17 protein-coding genes are annotated in these 17,460 nt (G+C 62.5%); 5 read left to right on the forward strand and 12 right to left on the reverse strand.

The window, feature by feature from the left end:
- Positions 1-137 precede the first annotated feature (137 nt).
- Complete coding sequence (locus FBY03_RS22510; protein ID WP_147174578.1) at positions 138-356, reverse strand: bacterioferritin-associated ferredoxin; 219 nt, start codon at positions 354-356, stop codon at positions 138-140.
- Between the two features lie 293 nt (positions 357-649).
- On the opposite strand from FBY03_RS22510, the gene FBY03_RS22515 reads away from it, so the two are divergent.
- Positions 650-1,252: a peroxiredoxin gene (locus FBY03_RS22515; protein WP_025165949.1), complete on the forward strand. Its 603-nt coding sequence runs from the start codon at positions 650-652 to the stop codon at positions 1,250-1,252.
- Positions 1,253-1,320: 68 nt separating this feature from the next.
- On the opposite strand, the gene rnt is transcribed toward FBY03_RS22515, so the two are convergent.
- Both rnt and pyrC read right to left on the reverse strand, forming a co-directional pair.
- Positions 1,321-2,004: a ribonuclease T gene (gene rnt, locus FBY03_RS22520; protein WP_147174579.1), complete on the reverse strand. Its 684-nt coding sequence runs from the start codon at positions 2,002-2,004 to the stop codon at positions 1,321-1,323.
- Positions 2,001-3,047 carry a dihydroorotase gene (gene pyrC / locus FBY03_RS22525; RefSeq protein ID WP_147174580.1) on the reverse strand — a complete coding sequence of 349 codons (1,047 nt, stop codon included), beginning with the start codon at positions 3,045-3,047 and terminating at the stop codon, positions 2,001-2,003. The genes rnt and pyrC overlap by 4 nt, the downstream gene beginning before the upstream one ends.
- A 168-nt stretch (positions 3,048-3,215) precedes the next feature.
- Between pyrC and FBY03_RS22530 the strand changes: the two genes are divergently transcribed.
- From FBY03_RS22530 to gloA, 3 genes are all read left to right on the forward strand, one after another.
- The gene (locus tag FBY03_RS22530; protein ID WP_147174581.1) at positions 3,216-4,139 is read left to right on the forward strand and encodes an OmpA family protein; all 924 of its coding nucleotides are present in this window, start codon (positions 3,216-3,218) and stop codon (positions 4,137-4,139) included.
- Positions 4,140-4,271: 132 nt separating this feature from the next.
- Positions 4,272-5,489, forward strand: coding sequence for an argininosuccinate synthase (locus FBY03_RS22535; RefSeq protein ID WP_147174582.1), 1,218 nt, complete (start codon positions 4,272-4,274; stop codon positions 5,487-5,489).
- 118 nt (positions 5,490-5,607) lie between these two features.
- Complete coding sequence (gene gloA, locus FBY03_RS22540; protein ID WP_218570813.1) at positions 5,608-6,000, forward strand: lactoylglutathione lyase; 393 nt, start codon at positions 5,608-5,610, stop codon at positions 5,998-6,000.
- Between the two features lie 76 nt (positions 6,001-6,076).
- On the opposite strand, the gene FBY03_RS22545 is transcribed toward gloA, so the two are convergent.
- The 9 genes from FBY03_RS22545 to metG all read right to left on the reverse strand — a co-directional run bounded on the left by FBY03_RS22545 (position 6,077) and on the right by metG (position 15,885).
- Positions 6,077-6,256 (reverse strand): PA3496 family putative envelope integrity protein, encoded by a 180-nt coding sequence (locus tag FBY03_RS22545; protein WP_147174584.1) that lies wholly within the window; start codon positions 6,254-6,256, stop codon positions 6,077-6,079.
- 107 nt (positions 6,257-6,363) lie between these two features.
- Complete coding sequence (gene nth / locus FBY03_RS22550) at positions 6,364-7,002, reverse strand: endonuclease III (RefSeq protein ID WP_147174585.1); 639 nt, start codon at positions 7,000-7,002, stop codon at positions 6,364-6,366.
- Positions 6,999-7,712 carry an electron transport complex subunit E gene (locus FBY03_RS22555; protein WP_147174586.1) on the reverse strand — a complete coding sequence of 238 codons (714 nt, stop codon included), beginning with the start codon at positions 7,710-7,712 and terminating at the stop codon, positions 6,999-7,001. Before FBY03_RS22555 ends, nth begins: the two co-directional genes overlap by 4 nt.
- Positions 7,705-8,346 (reverse strand): electron transport complex subunit RsxG, encoded by a 642-nt coding sequence (rsxG, locus tag FBY03_RS22560; RefSeq protein ID WP_178090768.1) that lies wholly within the window; start codon positions 8,344-8,346, stop codon positions 7,705-7,707. Before rsxG ends, FBY03_RS22555 begins: the two co-directional genes overlap by 8 nt.
- Positions 8,347-8,349: 3 nt before the next feature.
- Positions 8,350-9,381: an RnfABCDGE type electron transport complex subunit D gene (locus FBY03_RS22565; protein ID WP_147174587.1), complete on the reverse strand. Its 1,032-nt coding sequence runs from the start codon at positions 9,379-9,381 to the stop codon at positions 8,350-8,352.
- A 67-nt stretch (positions 9,382-9,448) separates the two neighbouring features.
- Complete coding sequence (rsxC, locus tag FBY03_RS22570) at positions 9,449-12,532, reverse strand: electron transport complex subunit RsxC (RefSeq protein WP_147174588.1); 3,084 nt, start codon at positions 12,530-12,532, stop codon at positions 9,449-9,451.
- Positions 12,529-13,104 (reverse strand): electron transport complex subunit RsxB, encoded by a 576-nt coding sequence (rsxB, locus tag FBY03_RS22575; RefSeq protein ID WP_147174589.1) that lies wholly within the window; start codon positions 13,102-13,104, stop codon positions 12,529-12,531. Before rsxB ends, rsxC begins: the two co-directional genes overlap by 4 nt.
- Complete coding sequence (gene rsxA, locus FBY03_RS22580) at positions 13,101-13,685, reverse strand: electron transport complex subunit RsxA (RefSeq protein ID WP_147174590.1); 585 nt, start codon at positions 13,683-13,685, stop codon at positions 13,101-13,103. Before rsxA ends, rsxB begins: the two co-directional genes overlap by 4 nt.
- A gap of 157 nt (positions 13,686-13,842) precedes the next feature.
- Positions 13,843-15,885 carry a methionine--tRNA ligase gene (gene metG / locus FBY03_RS22585; RefSeq protein WP_147174591.1) on the reverse strand — a complete coding sequence of 681 codons (2,043 nt, stop codon included), beginning with the start codon at positions 15,883-15,885 and terminating at the stop codon, positions 13,843-13,845.
- Positions 15,886-16,103: 218 nt separating this feature from the next.
- Here metG and apbC point away from each other — a divergent pair, with 218 nt between their 5' ends.
- Positions 16,104-17,192: an iron-sulfur cluster carrier protein ApbC gene (gene apbC, locus FBY03_RS22590; protein ID WP_147174592.1), complete on the forward strand. Its 1,089-nt coding sequence runs from the start codon at positions 16,104-16,106 to the stop codon at positions 17,190-17,192.
- Positions 17,193-17,460: the final 268 nt, after the last annotated feature.

Below are 17,460 nucleotides of genomic sequence, written 5' to 3' on the forward strand. Positions count from 1 at the left end.
CAGCAGGGTGCAGGGGCTGGTGTGTTTGGCGACTGCCAATTTACCTGCATCCCTGACTGTCAATCCTCTCTTCCCCGCGACAATGCGAAGATCCTAAAAAAACCGGACTTCAGGTCCGGCTTGTGTATACGCTGAAATCAGGCGGCGACAAAGTTGGCCGGGTGGGCCAGGGCGGCTTGACCGCTGTGCACCTCACTCAAGGTTTCGCGCACGACTTGCTTGGCCAGGCACGCGCATTTACCGCACTGGCTGGCGACACCCAGGGTCGCGCGCACATCGCGGTAGCTGCAGCAACCTTCATAGATCGCATCGCGGATCTGGTGGTCGGTAACACCTTCGCAGAGACAGACGTACATAAGTTGAGGCTCGTCGCAATGGATGAGTAAGCTGAGTAGGATACTAATGTTAATGAGAATGCGTGTCAAAGATCGATTGAGAATGCTCCGCTTAAAACTGCAGGAGCGGATAAGCGGTCGTGTGGGGCCGAAGAGGCTCTGGTGACGCGACGCTGAAAAAGCGGTGGGCGGTGCCGAAAACCGGGGTGTATCATGGTTGGCCCTGATGGTGGGGGCCGTGTCATCCAGTTGTCGCTCGACAGCGTTAAGGTTAAGTCGGCTCGCACCTCACCCAATATTCAAGGAGATATCGAATGAGTGTACTCGTAGGTAAGCAAGCCCCGGACTTCAATGTCGCGGCCGTTCTGGGCAACGGCGAAATCGTCGACAGCTTCAGCCTGTCCTCGGCGATCAAAGGCAAATATGGTCTGGTGTTCTTCTACCCACTGGACTTCACCTTCGTCTGCCCGTCCGAGCTGATCGCACTGGATCACCGCATTCCTGAGTTCCAGGCCCGCAACGTCGAAGTGATCGGTGTGTCCATCGACTCCCATTTCACCCACAACGCCTGGCGTAACACCCCGGTAGATAAGGGTGGCATCGGCCAGGTCAAATACACCCTGGCTGCCGATGTGAAGCACGAAATCTGCAAGGCCTATGACGTTGAAGCCGAAGACGGCGTGGCCTACCGTGGTGCGTTCCTGATCGACACCAACGGTGTAGTACGTTCGCAGATCGTTAACGACCTGCCGCTGGGCCGCAACATGGACGAGCTGCTGCGTCTGGTTGATGCCCTGCAGTTCACCGAAGAGCACGGCGAAGTGTGCCCGGCCAACTGGAAGAAAGGCGACAAAGGCATGACCGCCTCGCCGGAAGGCGTGGCCAAGTACCTGGCCGAGAACGCCGCCAGCCTGTAAGGCTCACCCGTTCCACAAAAAAACCGGCCTAGGCCGGTTTTTTTTGCTTTCAGGTCACTGCAGCGGGATCAGTCGTCGAAGTCCATCCAGCCGCCCATCTCCTTCCAGCGATTGACGATGCCGCAGAACAGTTCGGCGGTCTTTTCGGTGTCATAGCGCGCCGAGTGCGCCTCACGGCCGTCGAACTCGATATCCGCGGCCTGACAGGCTTTGGCCAGTACAGTCTGGCCGTAGGCGAGGCCCGCCAGGGTGGCGGTGTCGAAGCTGGAGAAGGGGTGAAACGGATTGCGCTTGATCTCGCACCGCGCAACGGCGGCATTGAGGAAGCCGAGGTCGAAGCTGCTGTTATGCCCGACCAGAATCGCGCGCTTGCAGCCGTTGGCTTTCAGCGATTTGCGCAGGCCACGAAAAATTTCGGTGAGGGCGTGCTCTTCGCTCACCGCCATGCGCAGCGGGTGATCGAGCTTGATGCCGGTGAACTCCAGTGCCGCCTGTTCGATATTGGCGCCCGCGAAGGGCTCTACGCGGAAGAAATGCGTATGGTCGGGATAGAGAAAACCCTGCTCGTCCATGGCTACGGTGGTTGCGGCAATTTCCAGCAGGGCATCGGTGGCGCAGTTGAAACCGCCGGTTTCCACATCCACCACTACCGGCAGGTAGCCGCGAAAGCGCGCGGCCATGGGGTGGCGCGAGCCGTTGCCGTTGCCGTTGTTGCTGCCGTCGCGCTCGTCGTCGAAATGTTCGTCGCTCACGCGTTGTCCTCCAGCAGACGCCAGTTCAGGGTTTCACCGGCTCGCAGCGGCACAACGGCGTGCTCGCCAAATGGCAGGCTGGCCGGTGCGGTCCATTGCTCACGCACCAGGGTGATGGTCTCGCTGTTGCGCGGCAGGCCGTAGAAGTCTGGGCCGTGCTTACTGGCGAAGGCTTCCAGTTTGTCCAGCGCATTACGCTGCTCGAAGGCCTCGGCGTACAGCTCGATCGCGGCGTAAGCGGTGTAGCAACCGGCACAACCGCAGGCGGCTTCCTTAGCGTGCTGGGCATGCGGCGCCGAGTCGGTGCCGAGGAAGAATTTGCTGCTGCCGCTGGTGGCTGCGTCGAGCAAGGCTTCCTGATGCAGGTTGCGCTTGAGGATCGGCAGGCAATAGAAGTGCGGGCGGATGCCGCCCACCAGCATGTGATTGCGGTTGTATAACAGGTGGTGCGCGGTGATGGTTGCGCCGACATTGGCCGACGTCGCGTTGACGAACTCCACCGCATCGCGGGTGGTGATGTGCTCGAGCACTACGCGCAGGTTGGGGAAACGCTCAACCACGCGGCTCAGTTGCTCGTCGATAAAGAACTTCTCGCGGTCGAACACGTCGACTTCACTGCGGGTTACCTCGCCATGCACCAACAGCGGCAAGCCAACTTCGGCCATGACTTCGAGTACCGGGAAGATCTTGTCGAGGCTGGTCACCCCGGAGTCGGAGTTGGTGGTCGCACCGGCCGGGTAGAGTTTGGCCGCGTGGACGAAGCCCGAGGCCTTCGCCGCGCGCACATCGGCGGCGCTGGTCGCGTCGGTGAGGTAGAGCACCATCAGCGGTTCAAAGTGGCTGCCGGCTGGTCGTGCGGCGAGGATACGTTGACGATAGGCATCGGCTTCGCTGGCGTTGCGCACCGGCGGCACCAGGTTCGGCATGATGATGGCGCGGGCGAAGGTGCGGGCGACATCGGCGACGGTGCGTGGCAGTGCGGCGCCATCGCGCAGGTGAATGTGCCAGTCGTCGGGACGCAGCAGGGTCAGGCGGTCGGTCATGGAGGTTTCCAGGCGGGCAAAACGTTGCAGGAATGCTACCGGAAAAGCCCCCCCAGAGCACGCTGGACATACGCCTTGACGCTGCACGTCGGCTTTGCCCAGGGCTTAAGTTATTTGCATTGCCACCGATACCCCGAGGTAACGCCGTTATTCCTTGTGGAGCTTGCCGTGCGCCAGCCGTACTTCGTCCTGTTCAGCCTGATCGCCAGCCTGCCGCTATGCCTGCCGGCCTGGGCCATCAGTTTTCAAACCCGCCTGGAAAAGGTCGAGTGGCAGATCGAGGGCGATCAGTTCGAGTGCCGTTTGTCGCAAGCTATCACCGGTTTCGGGGTTGGCGAGTTCGTACGGCGTGCCGGCGAGCAGGCGACCTTTCGCTTGCAGGCGCGCGAGCACTGGCTGCGGGCCGGCTCTGCCACGCTGCTGGCAGCGGCGGCGCCCTGGCAGCCGGGGCGCGGCGATATCAACCTGGGTGTGGTCAGGGTCGGCACTGGTGAGGTGCCGTTCAGCAGTTCCCAGGAGCAAGCCGCGCGGTTGCTCACCGGCTTGCTCGAGGGGCGCAGCCCGCTGATTCGCCATCACACCCCGCAAGGCGGCGACAGCCTGGAAGTGCGCTTGCTGCCGGTCAAGTTCCACAAGGCTTACAGCGATTACACCGCCTGTACGGCCAAGCTGCTGCCAGTCAACTTCGATCAGATTCGCCAGGCCCAGGTCGGCTTCCCTGGCGGTGGCGTGGACTTGGATCCGCTGGCGCAGGCCAAGCTGGACATCATTCTGAGCTTTCTCAAGGCCGACCCCAGCGTCAACCGGATTCAGCTCGACGGACACGCCGACAACAGCGGTAATCGCCTGACCAATCGTGACCTGTCGAGGCGTCGCGCGTTGGCGGTGATGGACTACCTCACGGCCAATGGCGTGCCGGCCGAGCAGATTACCCTGCGTTTTCATGGCGAGCGCTACCCGCTGGTGCCGAACAAGGGCGAGGCCAATCGAGCGAAGAATCGTCGGGTCACGCTGCGCCTGGAGCGTGCGCCCGCAGTTGAGCCATCTCCTGAAGCCCCGGCCGCCGATGGCGCACCAGCCGCGGCGGGTTGAGGGCGACAAGGCACGACGCTATTACGATATAAACCGTCGCTTGGTCGTCACAAGCTGTCGCGCCTCTGTAAATCGTGCGGCGCGGGCAGTAGAATCACGGGTTTTCCCGCACAACCCCGTGGAGTTGATGGCATGGCCGACGTAAACAAGGTAGTCCTGGCATATTCCGGTGGCCTGGACACTTCGGTGATTCTCAAGTGGCTGCAAGATACCTATAACTGCGAAGTGGTGACTTTCACCGCCGACCTCGGCCAGGGTGAAGAAGTCGAGCCGGCCCGCGCCAAGGCCAAGGCCATGGGCGTCAAGGAAATCTACATCGACGACCTGCGCGAAGAGTTCGTGCGCGACTTCGTCTACCCGATGTTCCGTGCCAACACCATCTACGAAGGCGAGTACCTGCTGGGTACTTCCATCGCCCGTCCGCTGATCGCCAAGCGTCTGATCGAGATCGCCAACGAAACCGGCGCCGACGCCATCTCCCATGGTGCCACCGGCAAGGGTAACGACCAGGTGCGTTTCGAGCTGGGTGCCTATGCACTCAAGCCAGGTGTCAAGGTGATTGCCCCATGGCGCGAGTGGGATCTGCTGTCGCGCGAGAAGTTGATGGACTATGCCGAGAAGCATGCCATCCCGATCGAGCGCCACGGCAAGAAGAAGTCGCCGTACTCCATGGATGCCAACCTGTTGCACATCTCCTATGAAGGCGGCGTGCTGGAAGACACCTGGACCGAGCACGAAGAAGACATGTGGCGCTGGACCAAGTCCCCTGAGACCGCGCCAGACACCCCGACCTACATCGAGCTGACCTACCGCGCCGGTGACATCGTCGCCATCGACGGCAAGGACATGACCCCGGCGACTGTGCTGGCCGAGTTGAACCGCATCGGCGGGGAGAACGGCATCGGTCGTTTGGACATCGTCGAGAACCGCTTCGTCGGCATGAAGTCGCGCGGCTGCTACGAAACCCCCGGCGGCACCATCATGCTCAAGGGTCACCGTGCCATCGAGTCGATCACCCTGGATCGCGAAGTCGCTCATCTGAAAGACGAGCTGATGCCCAAGTACGCCAGCCTGATCTATAACGGTTTCTGGTGGAGCCCGGAACGTCTGATGCTGCAGCAGATGATCGACGCCTCGCAGGCCAGTGTGAACGGCGTGGTGCGCCTGAAACTGTACAAGGGCAATGTCATCGTGGTCGGGCGCAAGTCGGACGACTCACTGTTCGACGCCAACATCGCCACCTTCGAAGACGATGCCGGTGCCTACGATCAGCGCGATGCGGCGGGCTTCATCAAGCTCAATGCACTGCGCATGCGCATCGCCGCGAACAAGGGTCGCAAGCTGCTGTAAGCCGCCTGTGGCAGCCCCTGGCTGCGCTATACCCTTAATTGCAAGCATCGCCCCGGCATACGCCGGGGTTATGCTTTCTGAGGGCCGTCACACGCGCTACAGAACGAGGAGAACGCTGATGAGACTGCTGCATACCATGCTACGGGTTGGCGACTTGGATAAATCCATCGCCTTCTACACCGAAGTGCTGGGCATGACCTTGCTGCGCCGTAAGGATTACGCGGAGGGGCAGTTCACCCTGGCCTTCGTCGGCTATGGCGATGAGGCGCACAACAGTGTGATCGAACTGACCCATAACTGGGGTGTGGACAGCTACGAGCTGGGCACCGGCTATGGTCATATCGCCCTGGAAGTCGAGGATGTCTACAAGGCCTGCGAAGATATCCGTGGCCGTGGCGGCAAGATTACCCGCGAGCCGGGGCCGATGAAGCACGGCAGCAGCATCCTGGCCTTCGTCGAAGACCCGGATGGCTACAAGATCGAACTGCTGTCGCCGTCGCGTAACGATTGAGGTCTGGCGTTCGCCCTGAATTCCGGAACGAAAAAGCCCCGCACTTGTGCGGGGCTTTTTCATATTACATTCGGGCTTACAGATCGAAATCGTACTCGGCCAGTTGCTTGTTCAGGCGTCGCTCGTCGAGAAAGTTGTCGATGATGCGCCGTTTGGTCAGGTTGGTCTTGGCAACTTCGACGGGGCTTTCGGCATCGTCTGCATCGTCTGCGACAAAATCTTCATCGAGTTCGAGGTCTTCTTTATCGCTGCTCATCTTTTCTACTCCAGGCTACCGGGGCCATTTGCGCACCTTATAGCGGCAAAATCGGTGCAGGTAAAAAAGATTTTTTCAATCGGCTAGTCGGGTTTCTGAATGAAAGCTCAATCGTCAGAGGTCTTGTGCTTGTACTCGCACAGGTCTTCGATGCGGCAGCTGCCACAGCGCGGCTTGCGCGCCTGGCAGACGTAGCGGCCATGCAGGATCAGCCAGTGGTGGGAATCCAGCAGGAATTCCTTGGGCACGAACTTCAGCAATTTCTTTTCGACCTCCAGCACGGTCTTGCCGGGGGCGATGCCGGTGCGGTTGCTGACCCGAAAAATATGCGTGTCGACTGCCATGGTCAGCTGTCGGAATGCGGTGTTGAGCACCACGTTGGCGGTCTTGCGGCCGACCCCGGGTAGCGCCTCCAGGGCTTCGCGGGTCTGCGGCACCTGGCCGCCATGCAGTTCGACCAGCAGGCGGCAGGTCTCTATGACGTTTTTCGCCTTGCTGTTGAATAGGCCGATGGTCTTGATGTATTCCGACAGCCCGGCGACGCCCAGGGCATAGATGGCCTCCGGGGTATTGGCGACCGGGAACAGCTTGGCGGTGGCCTTGTTGACCCCGACATCGGTGGCCTGGGCGGAGAGGATGACGGCGATCAGCAGCTCGAAGGGCGAACTGTAGGCCAGTTCGGTCTTCGGCTCCGGGTTGTCTTCATGCAGGCGGCGGAAGATCTCGTAGCGTTTCGCCGCGTTCACTCAATCACTCCGGTAACCCGTACGCGTCGGCTCTGCGCCGGCGCTACTGGCTGGCGGGTCTTGGCCCGCTCGAGCAGTACCTGGTCGATGCGGTTCTTGCCGGCAATCAGCAGGCCGAGGACGATAAAGGCCCCAGGCGGCAGGATGGCCAGCAGGAAACCGGGGTAGTCGGGGAATACCGTCACCTGCCAGTCGGCCGCCATCGGGCCGAACAGCAGCTGCATATTGGCGAACAGTACGCCGGTGCCGAACAGTTCGCGCAGGGCGCCGATCATCACCAGCACCACGCCGAAGCCCAGGCCCATGACCAGGCCGTCATAGGCGGCGCGCAGCGGGTCGTTCTTCGCCGCGAAGGCATCGGCGCGGCCGAGGATCACGCAGTTAGTGGTGATCAGCGGAATGAAGATGCCGAGAATCTGATACAGCTCGTAGGTGTAGGCCTGCATCAGTAGCTCGATACAGGTGGTCAGGGCGGCGATGATCATGACGAACGCGGGCAGGCGCACGGCGGTGTTGACCACCCCACGGACCAACGATACGACGGTGTTGGAGCAGATCAGCACCATCGCGCTGGCCAGGGCCAGACCGAGGGCATTGACCGCCGAGTTGCTGGTGCCCAGCAGGGGGCAGAGGCCCAGCAGCTGAACCAGCGCCGGGTTGTTCTTCCACAGGCCGTTGAGGGAGATTTCGCGAAAGCTGGGACTAGCCATTGGATTTCACCTGGGCTGCGAACAGCTCTTTCTTGTGCGCGTCGAAATACTGCAAGGCCTTGTGCGTGGCCTTGACCACTGCGCGCGGGGTGATGGTGGCGCCGGCGAACTGATCGAAGCTGCCACGATCCTTCTTCACCGCCCAGCCATCCTCGTTGGGGTTGTTCAGGGACTTGCCCTCGAAGCTGCGAATCCACTGGCTCTTGGCCAGTTCGATCTTGTCGCCCAGGCCGGGGGTTTCCTTGTGGTTGAGTGCGCGCACGCCGGCCAACTGGCCATCGGCGCGAATGCCGACCAGCAGCTGGATGGCGCCGCCATAACCGTCCGGCGCGGTGACCCGCAGGATCACCGCGCTGGGTTGACCGCCTTTCAGGGCGATATAGGCCGGTAGTGGGCGCTTGTTGCCGAGCAGAATAGGATCATGCACCTGGATGGGGTCATCCAGCAGGTGATTGTCGTAGCTGTCGCTCGGCAGAATCTCGGTTAGGGCGCGCACCTGAGCTTCGCGCTCGGAGGTGGCGATGCGGCTGGCGGTGGCTTGTTGCACCAGGGCCACCAGGCCAACCGTGGCGACGGCGAAGAGGCCGAGGACCAGGCTGTTTTTCAGCATCGAACGGCTGATTTCGGGTAGCACGGGTTACTCCCCCAACTTGAAGCCGCGAGTCGGCTTGCGATGGCCGTAGGTGCGCGGCCGGGTGTAGTAGTCGATGGTTGGCGCCGCCAGATTCATCAGCAGTACGGCGAAGGCCATGCCGTCCGGGTAGCCGCCCCAGGCGCGGATCACATAGACCAGCACGCCGACACCTGTGCCGAAAATCAGCCGGCCGAGGTTGCTGGTGGCGCCGGACACCGGGTCGGTGACGATAAAGAAGGCGCCGAGCATGGTCGCGCCAGTGAGCAGGTGAAACAGCGGCGAGCCATGGGAGTCGGAGCCCGAGCCATTCCAGAACAATAGGCTCATCACGGCCAGCGCCGTGAGCATGGCGACCGGTGCGTGCCAGGTGAACAGGCGCTTGTGCAGCAGGTAGAGGCCGCCGGCGAGGAAGGCCAGGTTAACCGCCTCAACCGAGGCGCCGCCAAAACGGCCGAACGCCGGATGCTGCGCCCAGAGTTCGTCGATGGTCAGGCTTTTGTTGATCTTCAGCGCATCCAGGGCGGTGGCCTGAGCCCAGCCATCGGGCAGGGCGGCGATGCCAAGGATGTGCTGCAGGCCGTCGAGCAGGCCGACGCGGTGCGGTGCCGGCCAGCTGGTCATCTCCACTGGGAAGGAGATCAGTACCACCACGTAGCCGAGCATCGCCGGGTTGAAGGGGTTCTGGCCGAGGCCGCCGTACAGCTGTTTGCCAAATACGATGGCAAAACCGGTGGCGATCAGGGTCAGCCACCAGGGCGAATAAGGCGGCAGGGCCAGAGCCAACAGCACGGCGGTGACCAGGGCGCTGTAGTCGTTCAGGTAAAAGCCCAGCGGGCGCTGGCGCAAGGCGAGAATCGCCGCTTCGAAGCCGAGGGCGCAGGCGCTGGCCCAGAGCAGGTTGATCAGCGTGCCGAAGCCGAACAGCCAGCTCAAGGCGAACACCCCGGGCAGGGTGGCCAGCAGCACCTGCAGCATCACCTGCTGAGTGCGATTGCTGCCCTTGGCGTGGGGCGAGGTGATACGGGGCAGGGCCATTGGCGCTCCGGTGTCATGTGCGGTGCAGGGCGGCTTAGTCGCGTCGCGGCATCACCCGCCCTAGGGTTTATGCGCTCTGATGTTCATGCAGCTTGCGTTCGGCTTCGGCCAGGCGCAAACGGGCGGGTTCGATGGCGTCTGCCGAGGCGTTCTCGTCGCGCTCCAGCTTGCGTAAGTCGGCGCGGGCGAAGGCAACTTCGGTTTTCAGGGTGCGAGTGGCCTCGTCGATGGGGCGTTTCTCGCTACGCACCAGATCGGGCGCAGGCTTGCTGGATGCCGCTTCGGCGGCATGCAGAGCCTGCTCGGCGGCAGTGACGGCATCGCACAAGGCGCCTAGGTCGATATTCTCGGCTGCGGTTTTTTCTGCCTTTTTCAGCTCGGCGCGTTTCATTGCCAGTTCGATCTTGGCCTGCTTTAGCGCAGCATCGTCGGTGGTTTTGGCAGGGGCGTCAGGTGCTTGGCTGCCCAATTCGCCGAGCAGTTTTTCGGCAGCGTCCAACTGGCTGCGCAGTTGTTGCAGCTCGCCCTGTTGCGCGGCGTCCGGCGCTTCGAGTTTCTCCAGTTTGCGCAGCTGGGCGCGTAGCATGGCGGCGTCGATCTTGGCTTTCTTCAGCGCGCCATCGTCGGCCGGCTTGGCTGCTTGAGCCGGCGCGGCAGGCGTCTGGCTGTCCAGCTCGGCCAGCAGTTTTTCGGCAGCGGCCAGCTGGTCGCGCAACTGCTGCAATTCGTTCAGTTGCGCCGCGTCCGGCGCTTCGAGTTTCTCCAGTTTGCGCACCTGTGCGCGGAGCATGGCGGCGTCAATCTTGGCTTTCTTCAGCGCGCCATCGTCGGCCGGCTTGGCTGCTTGAGCCGGCGCGGCAGGCGTCTGGCTGTCCAGCTCGGCCAGCAGTTTTTCGGCAGCGGCCAGCTTGTCGCGCAACTGCTGCAATTCGTTCAGTTGCGCCGCGTCCGGCGCTTCGAGTTTCTCCAGTTTGCGCAGCTGGGCACGGAGCATGGCGGCGTCGATCTTGGCTTTCTTCAGCGCGCCATCGTCAACCGGCTTGGTTGGCGCTGCGGGCGTCTGGCTGTCCAGCTCGGCCAGCAGTTTTTCGGCAGCGGCCAGCTGGTCGCGCAACTGCTGCAATTCGTTCAGTTGCGCCGCGTCCGGCGCTTCGAGTTTCTCCAGTTTGCGCAGCTGGGCACGGAGCATGGCGGCGTCGATCTTGGCTTTCTTCAGCGCGCCATCGTCAACCGGCTTGGTTGGCGCTGCGGGCGTCTGGCTGTCCAGCTCGGCCAGCAGTTTTTCGGCAGCGGCCAGCTGGTCGCGCAACTGCTGCAATTCGTTCAGTTGCGCCGCGTCCGGCGCTTCGAGTTTCTCCAGTTTGCGCAGCTGGGCACGGAGCATGGCGGCGTCGATCTTGGCTTTCTTCAGTGCGCCATCGTCGGCCGGCTTGGTCGGTGCCGGGGCGGCGACTGGATGAGTCGCCAGTGCGGCATCCAGGGCCTGCTGTGCGGCCTCTGCGGCGCTGCGCAGGTCCGTGACCTGGGCCTGCAGTTCGGCGGTGTCGTGGCTGGCCAGCTGCTTTTCGGCCTTTTTCAGGGCGACCTGGGCCATGCTCGCGGCGATTTTCAGTTTCTTCAACTCATCACTAAGCCCGGCGGGCTTGGGCGGCTGTTCACCGTTGACGGTCCCATCTTGGGTGGCCGCCTCGGCCTGGGCTGCTTTGGCCCGTGCGGCTTTCTCCGCACGCGCTTTGCGCTCGGCCTCTTTCTGTTCTTCGGCGCGGCGCAGGCGCTCCTGGCGCAGTTCGAAACGCTGCTTGGACTGTTCGGCCTTGAGTTGCTTCTGTTCCAGTTCGCGAATCTCGCCTTTGGCGGCGCGGTAGTACTGCACCAGGGGGATGCTCGACGGGCAGACATAGGCGCAGGCGCCGCATTCGATGCAGTCGAACAGGTTGTGCGCCTTGAGTTGCTCGTGCTCCTGGCCGAGGGCGAAGAAGTGCAGCTGCTGCGGCAGCAGGCTGGCCGGGCAGGCCTCGGAGCACTCGCCGCAACGGATGCACGGCATGGCCGGCGGAGGTGGTGGCAATTCGGCTTGGCTGGCGGCCAGCAAGCAGTTGGTGGTCTTGATCAGCGGCACATCGAAGTCGGGCAGGGTGAAGCCCATCATCGGGCCGCCCATGACCAGGCGGTACAGCTGAGCCTGATCGAGGCCGGCAAACTCCAGCAGTTCGCTGACCGGCGTGCCGAGCAGGGCTTCGACGTTCATCGGCCGTGCCAGCGCTTCACCGGTCAGGGTGCTGATGCGTGAGATCAGTGGTTTGCCGAGGATCACCGCATCATGGATGGCCACGGCGCTGCCGACGTTCTGGCAGAGAATGCCGATATCGGCAGGCAGGCCGCCGCTGGGCACTTCCACGCCGGTGAGAATCTGGATCAGCTGCTTCTCGCCGCCCGAAGGGTACTTGGTCGGGAACACCCGCAGGCTAAAGGGGCGCTCGCCAATCGCCGCCTGCACCGCGGCAATGGCTTCCGGTTTGTTGTCCTCGATGCCGATGAGCACCTGCTCGGGGTGAATCAGCTGGGCAAGGATCTCGATACCGGCGATCAGTTCGGTGGCCTTCTCGCGCATCAGCCGGTCGTCGGCGGTGATGTAAGGCTCGCATTCGGTGCCGTTGAGCACCAAGGTGTGGATTTTTTGCGTTGGCCGCGCGGTGAGTTTGACCGCGGTGGGGAAGCCGGCGCCGCCCAAGCCGCTGATCCCGGCCTGGCGGATGCGCTGAAGCAGGTCGGCGGGCGCCAGGCTGCGAAAGTCCGGGCAGGGCGTCAGCTCGCACCATTCATCCAGACCATCGCTGTCGATGACGATGGCCGGGGCCAGCATGCCGGACACGTGCGGGTAAGGCTGTGGGCCGATAAAGCTGATGGTGCCCGAGGTCGGCGCATGCACCGGTACGCTGACGAAACCATTGGCAGCCGCGATCAGCTGGCCCTTGAGCACACGCTCGCCGAGTGCCACCACGGGTTCGGCAGGTGCGCCGATATGCTGGTTCAGCGGCAGCACCAGGCGCTTGGGCAGTGGCGCCGGCTGAATCGCCGTGGCGTTGGATAGCGACTTGTGCTCGGGCGGGTGAATGCCGCCGGGGATATCCCAAATCTGCGCCGAGCTCATGCTGCCTGCCCCCGGTCGCTGGCGATCAACTGGCCGGGTGGCAGTGGCTGGTTCCATTTCCAGGTCTGCACCGTGCTACCCACTGCAATCATGTCGATACAGTCCACCGGGCAGGGTTCGACACAGAGGTCGCAACCGGTGCATTCGGAGACGATCACCGTGTGCATCTGCTTGGCCGCGCCGACGATGGCGTCCACCGGGCAGGCCTGGATGCACTTGGTGCAGCCGATGCACTCGGCCTCGCGGATATAGGCGACCATCTGCGGCTTCTCGCCTTCCACCGCGTCCAGCGGTTCGGCCTCGACATCCAACAGGTCGGCCAGCGCCTGGATGGTGGCTTCGCCGCCGGGTGGGCATTTATTGATCTTGTCGCCGGCGGCAATCGCCTCGGCGTAAGGCTTGCAGCCGGGGTAACCGCACTGGCCACACTGGGTCTGCGGCAGCAGGGCGTTGACCTGCTCAGCGATGGGGTCGCCTTCGACCTTGAAGCGCACTGCGGCGTAGCCAAGGATCGCCCCACACACCAGGCACAGGGCGAGCAGGGCGAGTACCGCACTGATAACCAGGGTCATAGCTTGATCAGCCCGGTGAAGCCCATAAATGCCAGGGACATCAGGCCAGCGGTGAGCATGCCGATGGCAGCGCCCTGGAAGGATTTCGGCACATCGGCGATGGCGATGCGTTCGCGCATGGCGGCGAACAGCACCAGTACTAGGGAGAAGCCCAGGCCGGCGGCGAAGCCGTTGGCCGTGGCGGTGATAAAGGTGAAGTCGCCCTTGTTGGCGTTGAGCAGGGCTACGCCGAGGACGATGCAGTTGGTGGTGATCAACGGCAGGAAGATGCCCAGCACACGGTACAGCAGCGGGCTGGTCTTGTTCACCACCATCTCGGTGAACTGCACCACCACGGCGATCACCAGGATGAAGCTGATGGTGCGCAGAAACTCCAGATCCAGCGGCTTGAGCACGTACTGCTGCACCAGGTAACTGCACATGGCGGCCAGGGTCAGGACGAAGGTGGTGGCCAGGGACAGGCCGATGGCCGTCTCGATCTTCTTCGACACGCCCATAAAGGGGCAGAGGCCGAGGAACTGCACCAGCACGAAGTTGTTGACCAGAATGGCGCTTACCATGATCAGGGCGAGTTCGGTCATCACGGGTACCGTTGGTGGATAGGCGCAGGTCGTAGAAATAAGGCGCCTATTATCGGGAACCGGCCCGGTGCAAACAAGCCGGCATTGGCCGGCTTGTTGATGGCCTATAAGGCTAGTCCAGTATGCGGGGCGGTTTCAGTCCGCCGTCCCGGTTCGGCTACTTGACCCGCTGACCTGGCTTGGCGCCGCTGTCCGGGCCGAGCAGGTAGATTTCTTCGCCGCCGGGCCCTGCTGCCAGGACCATGCCTTCGGACACGCCGAACTTCATCTTGCGTGCGGCCAGGTTGGCGACGTAGAGGGTCAGGCGGCCTTCCAGCTGACTCGGGTCCGGGTAGGCGCTCTTGATGCCGGAAAACACGTTGCGCTTGGCGTCGCCGATGTCCAGGGTCAGGCGCAGCAGCTTGTCGGCGCCTTCGACGAACTCGGCCTTCTCGATCAGGGCGATGCGCAGGTCGACTGCGGCGAAGGTGTCGAAGTTGATTTCCGCGGCCAGCGGCTCTTTGCTCAGTTCGCCGTTGCCTTGTGGGGCAGGGCCGGCTTCGCTGGCGGCGAGGTCTTCTTTGGAGGCGTCGATCATGGCGTCGATTTTCACTGGCTCGATGCGGCTCAGCAGGGCGCTGAACGGATTCAATTGATGGTTGGCCAGCAGGTGCTGGTGATCGCTCCAGGTCAGCGGGGCGACGTTGAGGAAGGTTTCGGCGTCGGCAGCCAGTTTCGGCAGCACCGGCTTGAGGAAGATCACCAACTGGCGGAACAGGTTGATCCCCAGGGCGCAGATCGCCTGGACTTCGTCCTGCTTGCCGTCTTGCTTGTTCAGTGACCAGGGCGCCTTGTCGGCGATCCAGGCGTTGGCGCGGTCGGCCAGACCCATGATCTCGCGCATGGCACGGGCGAAATCGCGGGCCTCGTAGGCCTCGGCGATGCTCGGCGCGGCGCCGATGAAGGCGTCGGTCAGTTCGGGCGCGGCGTTTTCCGCCACCAGTACCCCGGCATTGCCCTTGTGGATGAAGCCGGCGCAACGGCTGGCGATATTCACCACCTTGCCGACCAGGTCGGAGTTGACCTTCTGCACGAAGTCCTCGAGGTTGAGGTCGAGGTCATCGACGCCACGGCCCAGCTTGGCGGCGTAGTAATAGCGCAGGTATTCCGGGTTGAGGTGGTCCAGATAGGTGCGCGCCTTGATAAAGGTGCCGCGCGACTTGGACATCTTCTGGCCATTGACGGTCAGGTAACCATGCACGGCGACGGCTGTCGGTTTGCGCAGGCCGGCGCCTTCGAGCATGGCCGGCCAGAACAGGGCGTGGAAGTTGACGATGTCCTTGCCGATGAAGTGATACAGCTCGGTGGTCGAATCCTTGCCCCAGAACGCATCGAAATCCAGTTCCGGGCGCTTGCCGCAGAGATTCTTGAAGCTGGCCATGTAGCCGATCGGCGCGTCCAGCCAGACATAGAAATACTTGCCCGGCTCATCGGGGATCTCGAAACCGAAGTAGGGCGCATCGCGGCTGATGTCCCATTCCTGCAGGCCGCTGTCCAGCCACTCGGCAATCTTGTTGGCCACTGCGTCTTGCAGGGCGCCGCCACGGGTCCAGCTCTTCAGCATCGCCTCGAAGTCCGGCAACTTGAAGAAGAAGTGCTTGGAGTCGCGCAGCTCTGGCACCGCGCCGGAAATCGCCGAGCGCGGGTTCTTCAGTTCGGTGGGCTCATAGGTCGCGCCGCACTTCTCGCAGTTGTCGCCGTACTGGTCTTCGCTCGCACACTTGGGGCAGGTGCCCTTGATGAAACGGTCGGCGAGGAACATGCCCTTTTCCGGGTCGAAATACTGGGTCACCGAACGGGTCGCGATATGCCCGGCGTCGCGCAGCTTCAGGTAGATGGCGGCAGACAGCTCACGGTTCTCGTCGGAGTGGGTCGAGTGGTAGTTGTCGAAGTCGACCAGAAAGTCGGCGAAATCGGCGGTGTGCTCGGCCTGCACGTTGGCGATCAGTTGTTCTGCGCTGAGGCCTTCCTTCTCGGCGCGCAGCATGATTGCCGAGCCGTGGGCGTCGTCCGCGCAGACGTAGATGCACTGGTTGCCGCGCAGTTTCTGGAAGCGCACCCACATGTCGGTCTGGATGTACTCGAGCATATGGCCGAGGTGAATCGAACCGTTGGCATAGGGCAGGGCGCTGGTGACGAGAATCTTGCGGGCTTCGGACATGGTGATCGGCTGCACTGGTAACACGAGGGAGGTCGGCAACTATATAGGCGCAACGGTTTTTTTTCATCCGTCCTCTTGGTTGTAACGTTCTCAGCGCTGCCCTTTGTAGTGCTTGTGTTCTTGATAAGGGGCATGCATGTGGCGGCTACGGGCATGCGCGGTGGATTGCTCTCGGGTAGGATGACCGCCTGTTTTACTCGGTCTTTTCTGGAGTTGCCATGAGCGTTGTGACCCGTCAGGCGGTAGAAGCCGCGCTGAGTCAGTACACCGATCCCCACCTCAATCAAGATCCGGTCAGCGCCGGTTGTGTGCGTGAAGTCGATATTCAGGGCGGTCAGGTCCGCGTGCGCTTGCAGTTGGGCTACGCCGCCGGACTGTTCAAGAGTGGCTGGGCGCAGATGCTGCAGATGGCGCTGGAGGGGCTCGATGGTGTCGATAGCGCCGAGGTGCAGGTCGATTGTCTAATCGAGGCGCACAAAGCCCAGGTGGCAGCCTTGCCGAATGTGAAAAACGTGATCGCCGTGGCGTCGGGCAAGGGTGGCGTTGGTAAATCGACCACCGCCGCCAACCTGGCACTGGCGTTGGCCCGGGAAGGCGCCAAGGTCGGCATCCTCGATGCGGATATCTATGGACCCAGCCAGGGCATCATGTTCGGCATCCCGGACGGCACTCGTCCTCAGGTGCGGGACCAGAAGTGGTTCGTGCCGATCAAAGCCCATGGTGTGGAGGTCATGTCCATGGCCTTTCTCACCGATGAGAACACTCCGGTGGTCTGGCGTGGGCCTATGGTCTCCGGTGCGCTGATCCAGCTGATCACCCAGACCGCCTGGGATGACTTGGATTACCTGGTGGTGGATATGCCGCCGGGTACCGGCGATATCCAGCTGACCCTGGCGCAGAAGGTGCCAGTGGCCGGTGCGGTGATCGTCACCACACCACAGGACTTGGCGCTGCTGGATGCCAAGAAGGGGGTGGAGATGTTCCGCAAGGTGAACATCCCGGTACTCGGCGTGGTGGAAAACATGGCCGTGCATATCTGCTCCAACTGCGGTCATGCCGAGCACCTGTTTGGTGAGGGCGGCGGTGAGAAGTTGGCGGCGCAGTTCGGTGTCGATCTGCTGGCGTCCTTGCCTTTGTCGATGGCCATTCGCATGCAATCCGACGGCGGCAAGCCGACCACCATCGCCGACCCTGAGAGCCAGATCGCGATGATCTACCAGGAAACTGCCCGTAACGTCGGGGCGCGGATCGCTCAGGGCGGGCAGCAGGCGAGCGCCATGCCGAAAATTGTCGTCAGCGACGACTGAACCTGTGCTTGCCGCCTCAGGAGTTGAGGTCGGTTCAGGCGCTACGCAACGAATCACCCGGACGTGAGCGCATCATCTGCGCGCAGTAAATGAGCGTTTCGAGTCCGGTTTCAGCCAAGCCTCAGCGGTCCCCTGCAAGGTGCGGGGATAGCTCGACGCTTTCCTCCAGACATAAAAAAGGTTCATCGCGCTTTCCCGGGGAAGGCGGCCTTGATTTTCAGGAAGAAGTAGTCCGAGTCCCTGAAGCCATAGGCCATACGCTTGATCA

The sequence above is a fragment of the Pseudomonas sp. SJZ079 genome (genome assembly GCF_007993865.1).
Classification (GTDB): domain Bacteria; phylum Pseudomonadota; class Gammaproteobacteria; order Pseudomonadales; family Pseudomonadaceae; genus Aquipseudomonas.

Coding starts and splice junctions, on each gene's coding strand:
- gloA (WP_218570813.1), top strand. CDS start 5,608: ATGAGACTGCTGCATACCATGCTACGGGTTGGCGACTTGGATAAATCC.
- pyrC (WP_147174580.1), bottom strand. CDS start 3,047: ATGACCGACCGCCTGACCCTGCTGCGTCCCGACGACTGGCACATTCAC.
- apbC (WP_147174592.1), top strand. CDS start 16,104: ATGAGCGTTGTGACCCGTCAGGCGGTAGAAGCCGCGCTGAGTCAGTAC.
- FBY03_RS22565 (WP_147174587.1), bottom strand. CDS start 9,381: ATGGCCCTGCCCCGTATCACCTCGCCCCACGCCAAGGGCAGCAATCGC.
- FBY03_RS22545 (WP_147174584.1), bottom strand. CDS start 6,256: ATGAGCAGCGATAAAGAAGACCTCGAACTCGATGAAGATTTTGTCGCA.
- FBY03_RS22515 (WP_025165949.1), top strand. CDS start 650: ATGAGTGTACTCGTAGGTAAGCAAGCCCCGGACTTCAATGTCGCGGCC.
- FBY03_RS22510 (WP_147174578.1), bottom strand. CDS start 356: ATGTACGTCTGTCTCTGCGAAGGTGTTACCGACCACCAGATCCGCGAT.
- rsxC (WP_147174588.1), bottom strand. CDS start 12,532: ATGAGCTCGGCGCAGATTTGGGATATCCCCGGCGGCATTCACCCGCCC.
- FBY03_RS22535 (WP_147174582.1), top strand. CDS start 4,272: ATGGCCGACGTAAACAAGGTAGTCCTGGCATATTCCGGTGGCCTGGAC.
- rsxB (WP_147174589.1), bottom strand. CDS start 13,104: ATGACCCTGGTTATCAGTGCGGTACTCGCCCTGCTCGCCCTGTGCCTG.
- FBY03_RS22555 (WP_147174586.1), bottom strand. CDS start 7,712: ATGGCTAGTCCCAGCTTTCGCGAAATCTCCCTCAACGGCCTGTGGAAG.
- rsxA (WP_147174590.1), bottom strand. CDS start 13,685: ATGACCGAACTCGCCCTGATCATGGTAAGCGCCATTCTGGTCAACAAC.
- metG (WP_147174591.1), bottom strand. CDS start 15,885: ATGTCCGAAGCCCGCAAGATTCTCGTCACCAGCGCCCTGCCCTATGCC.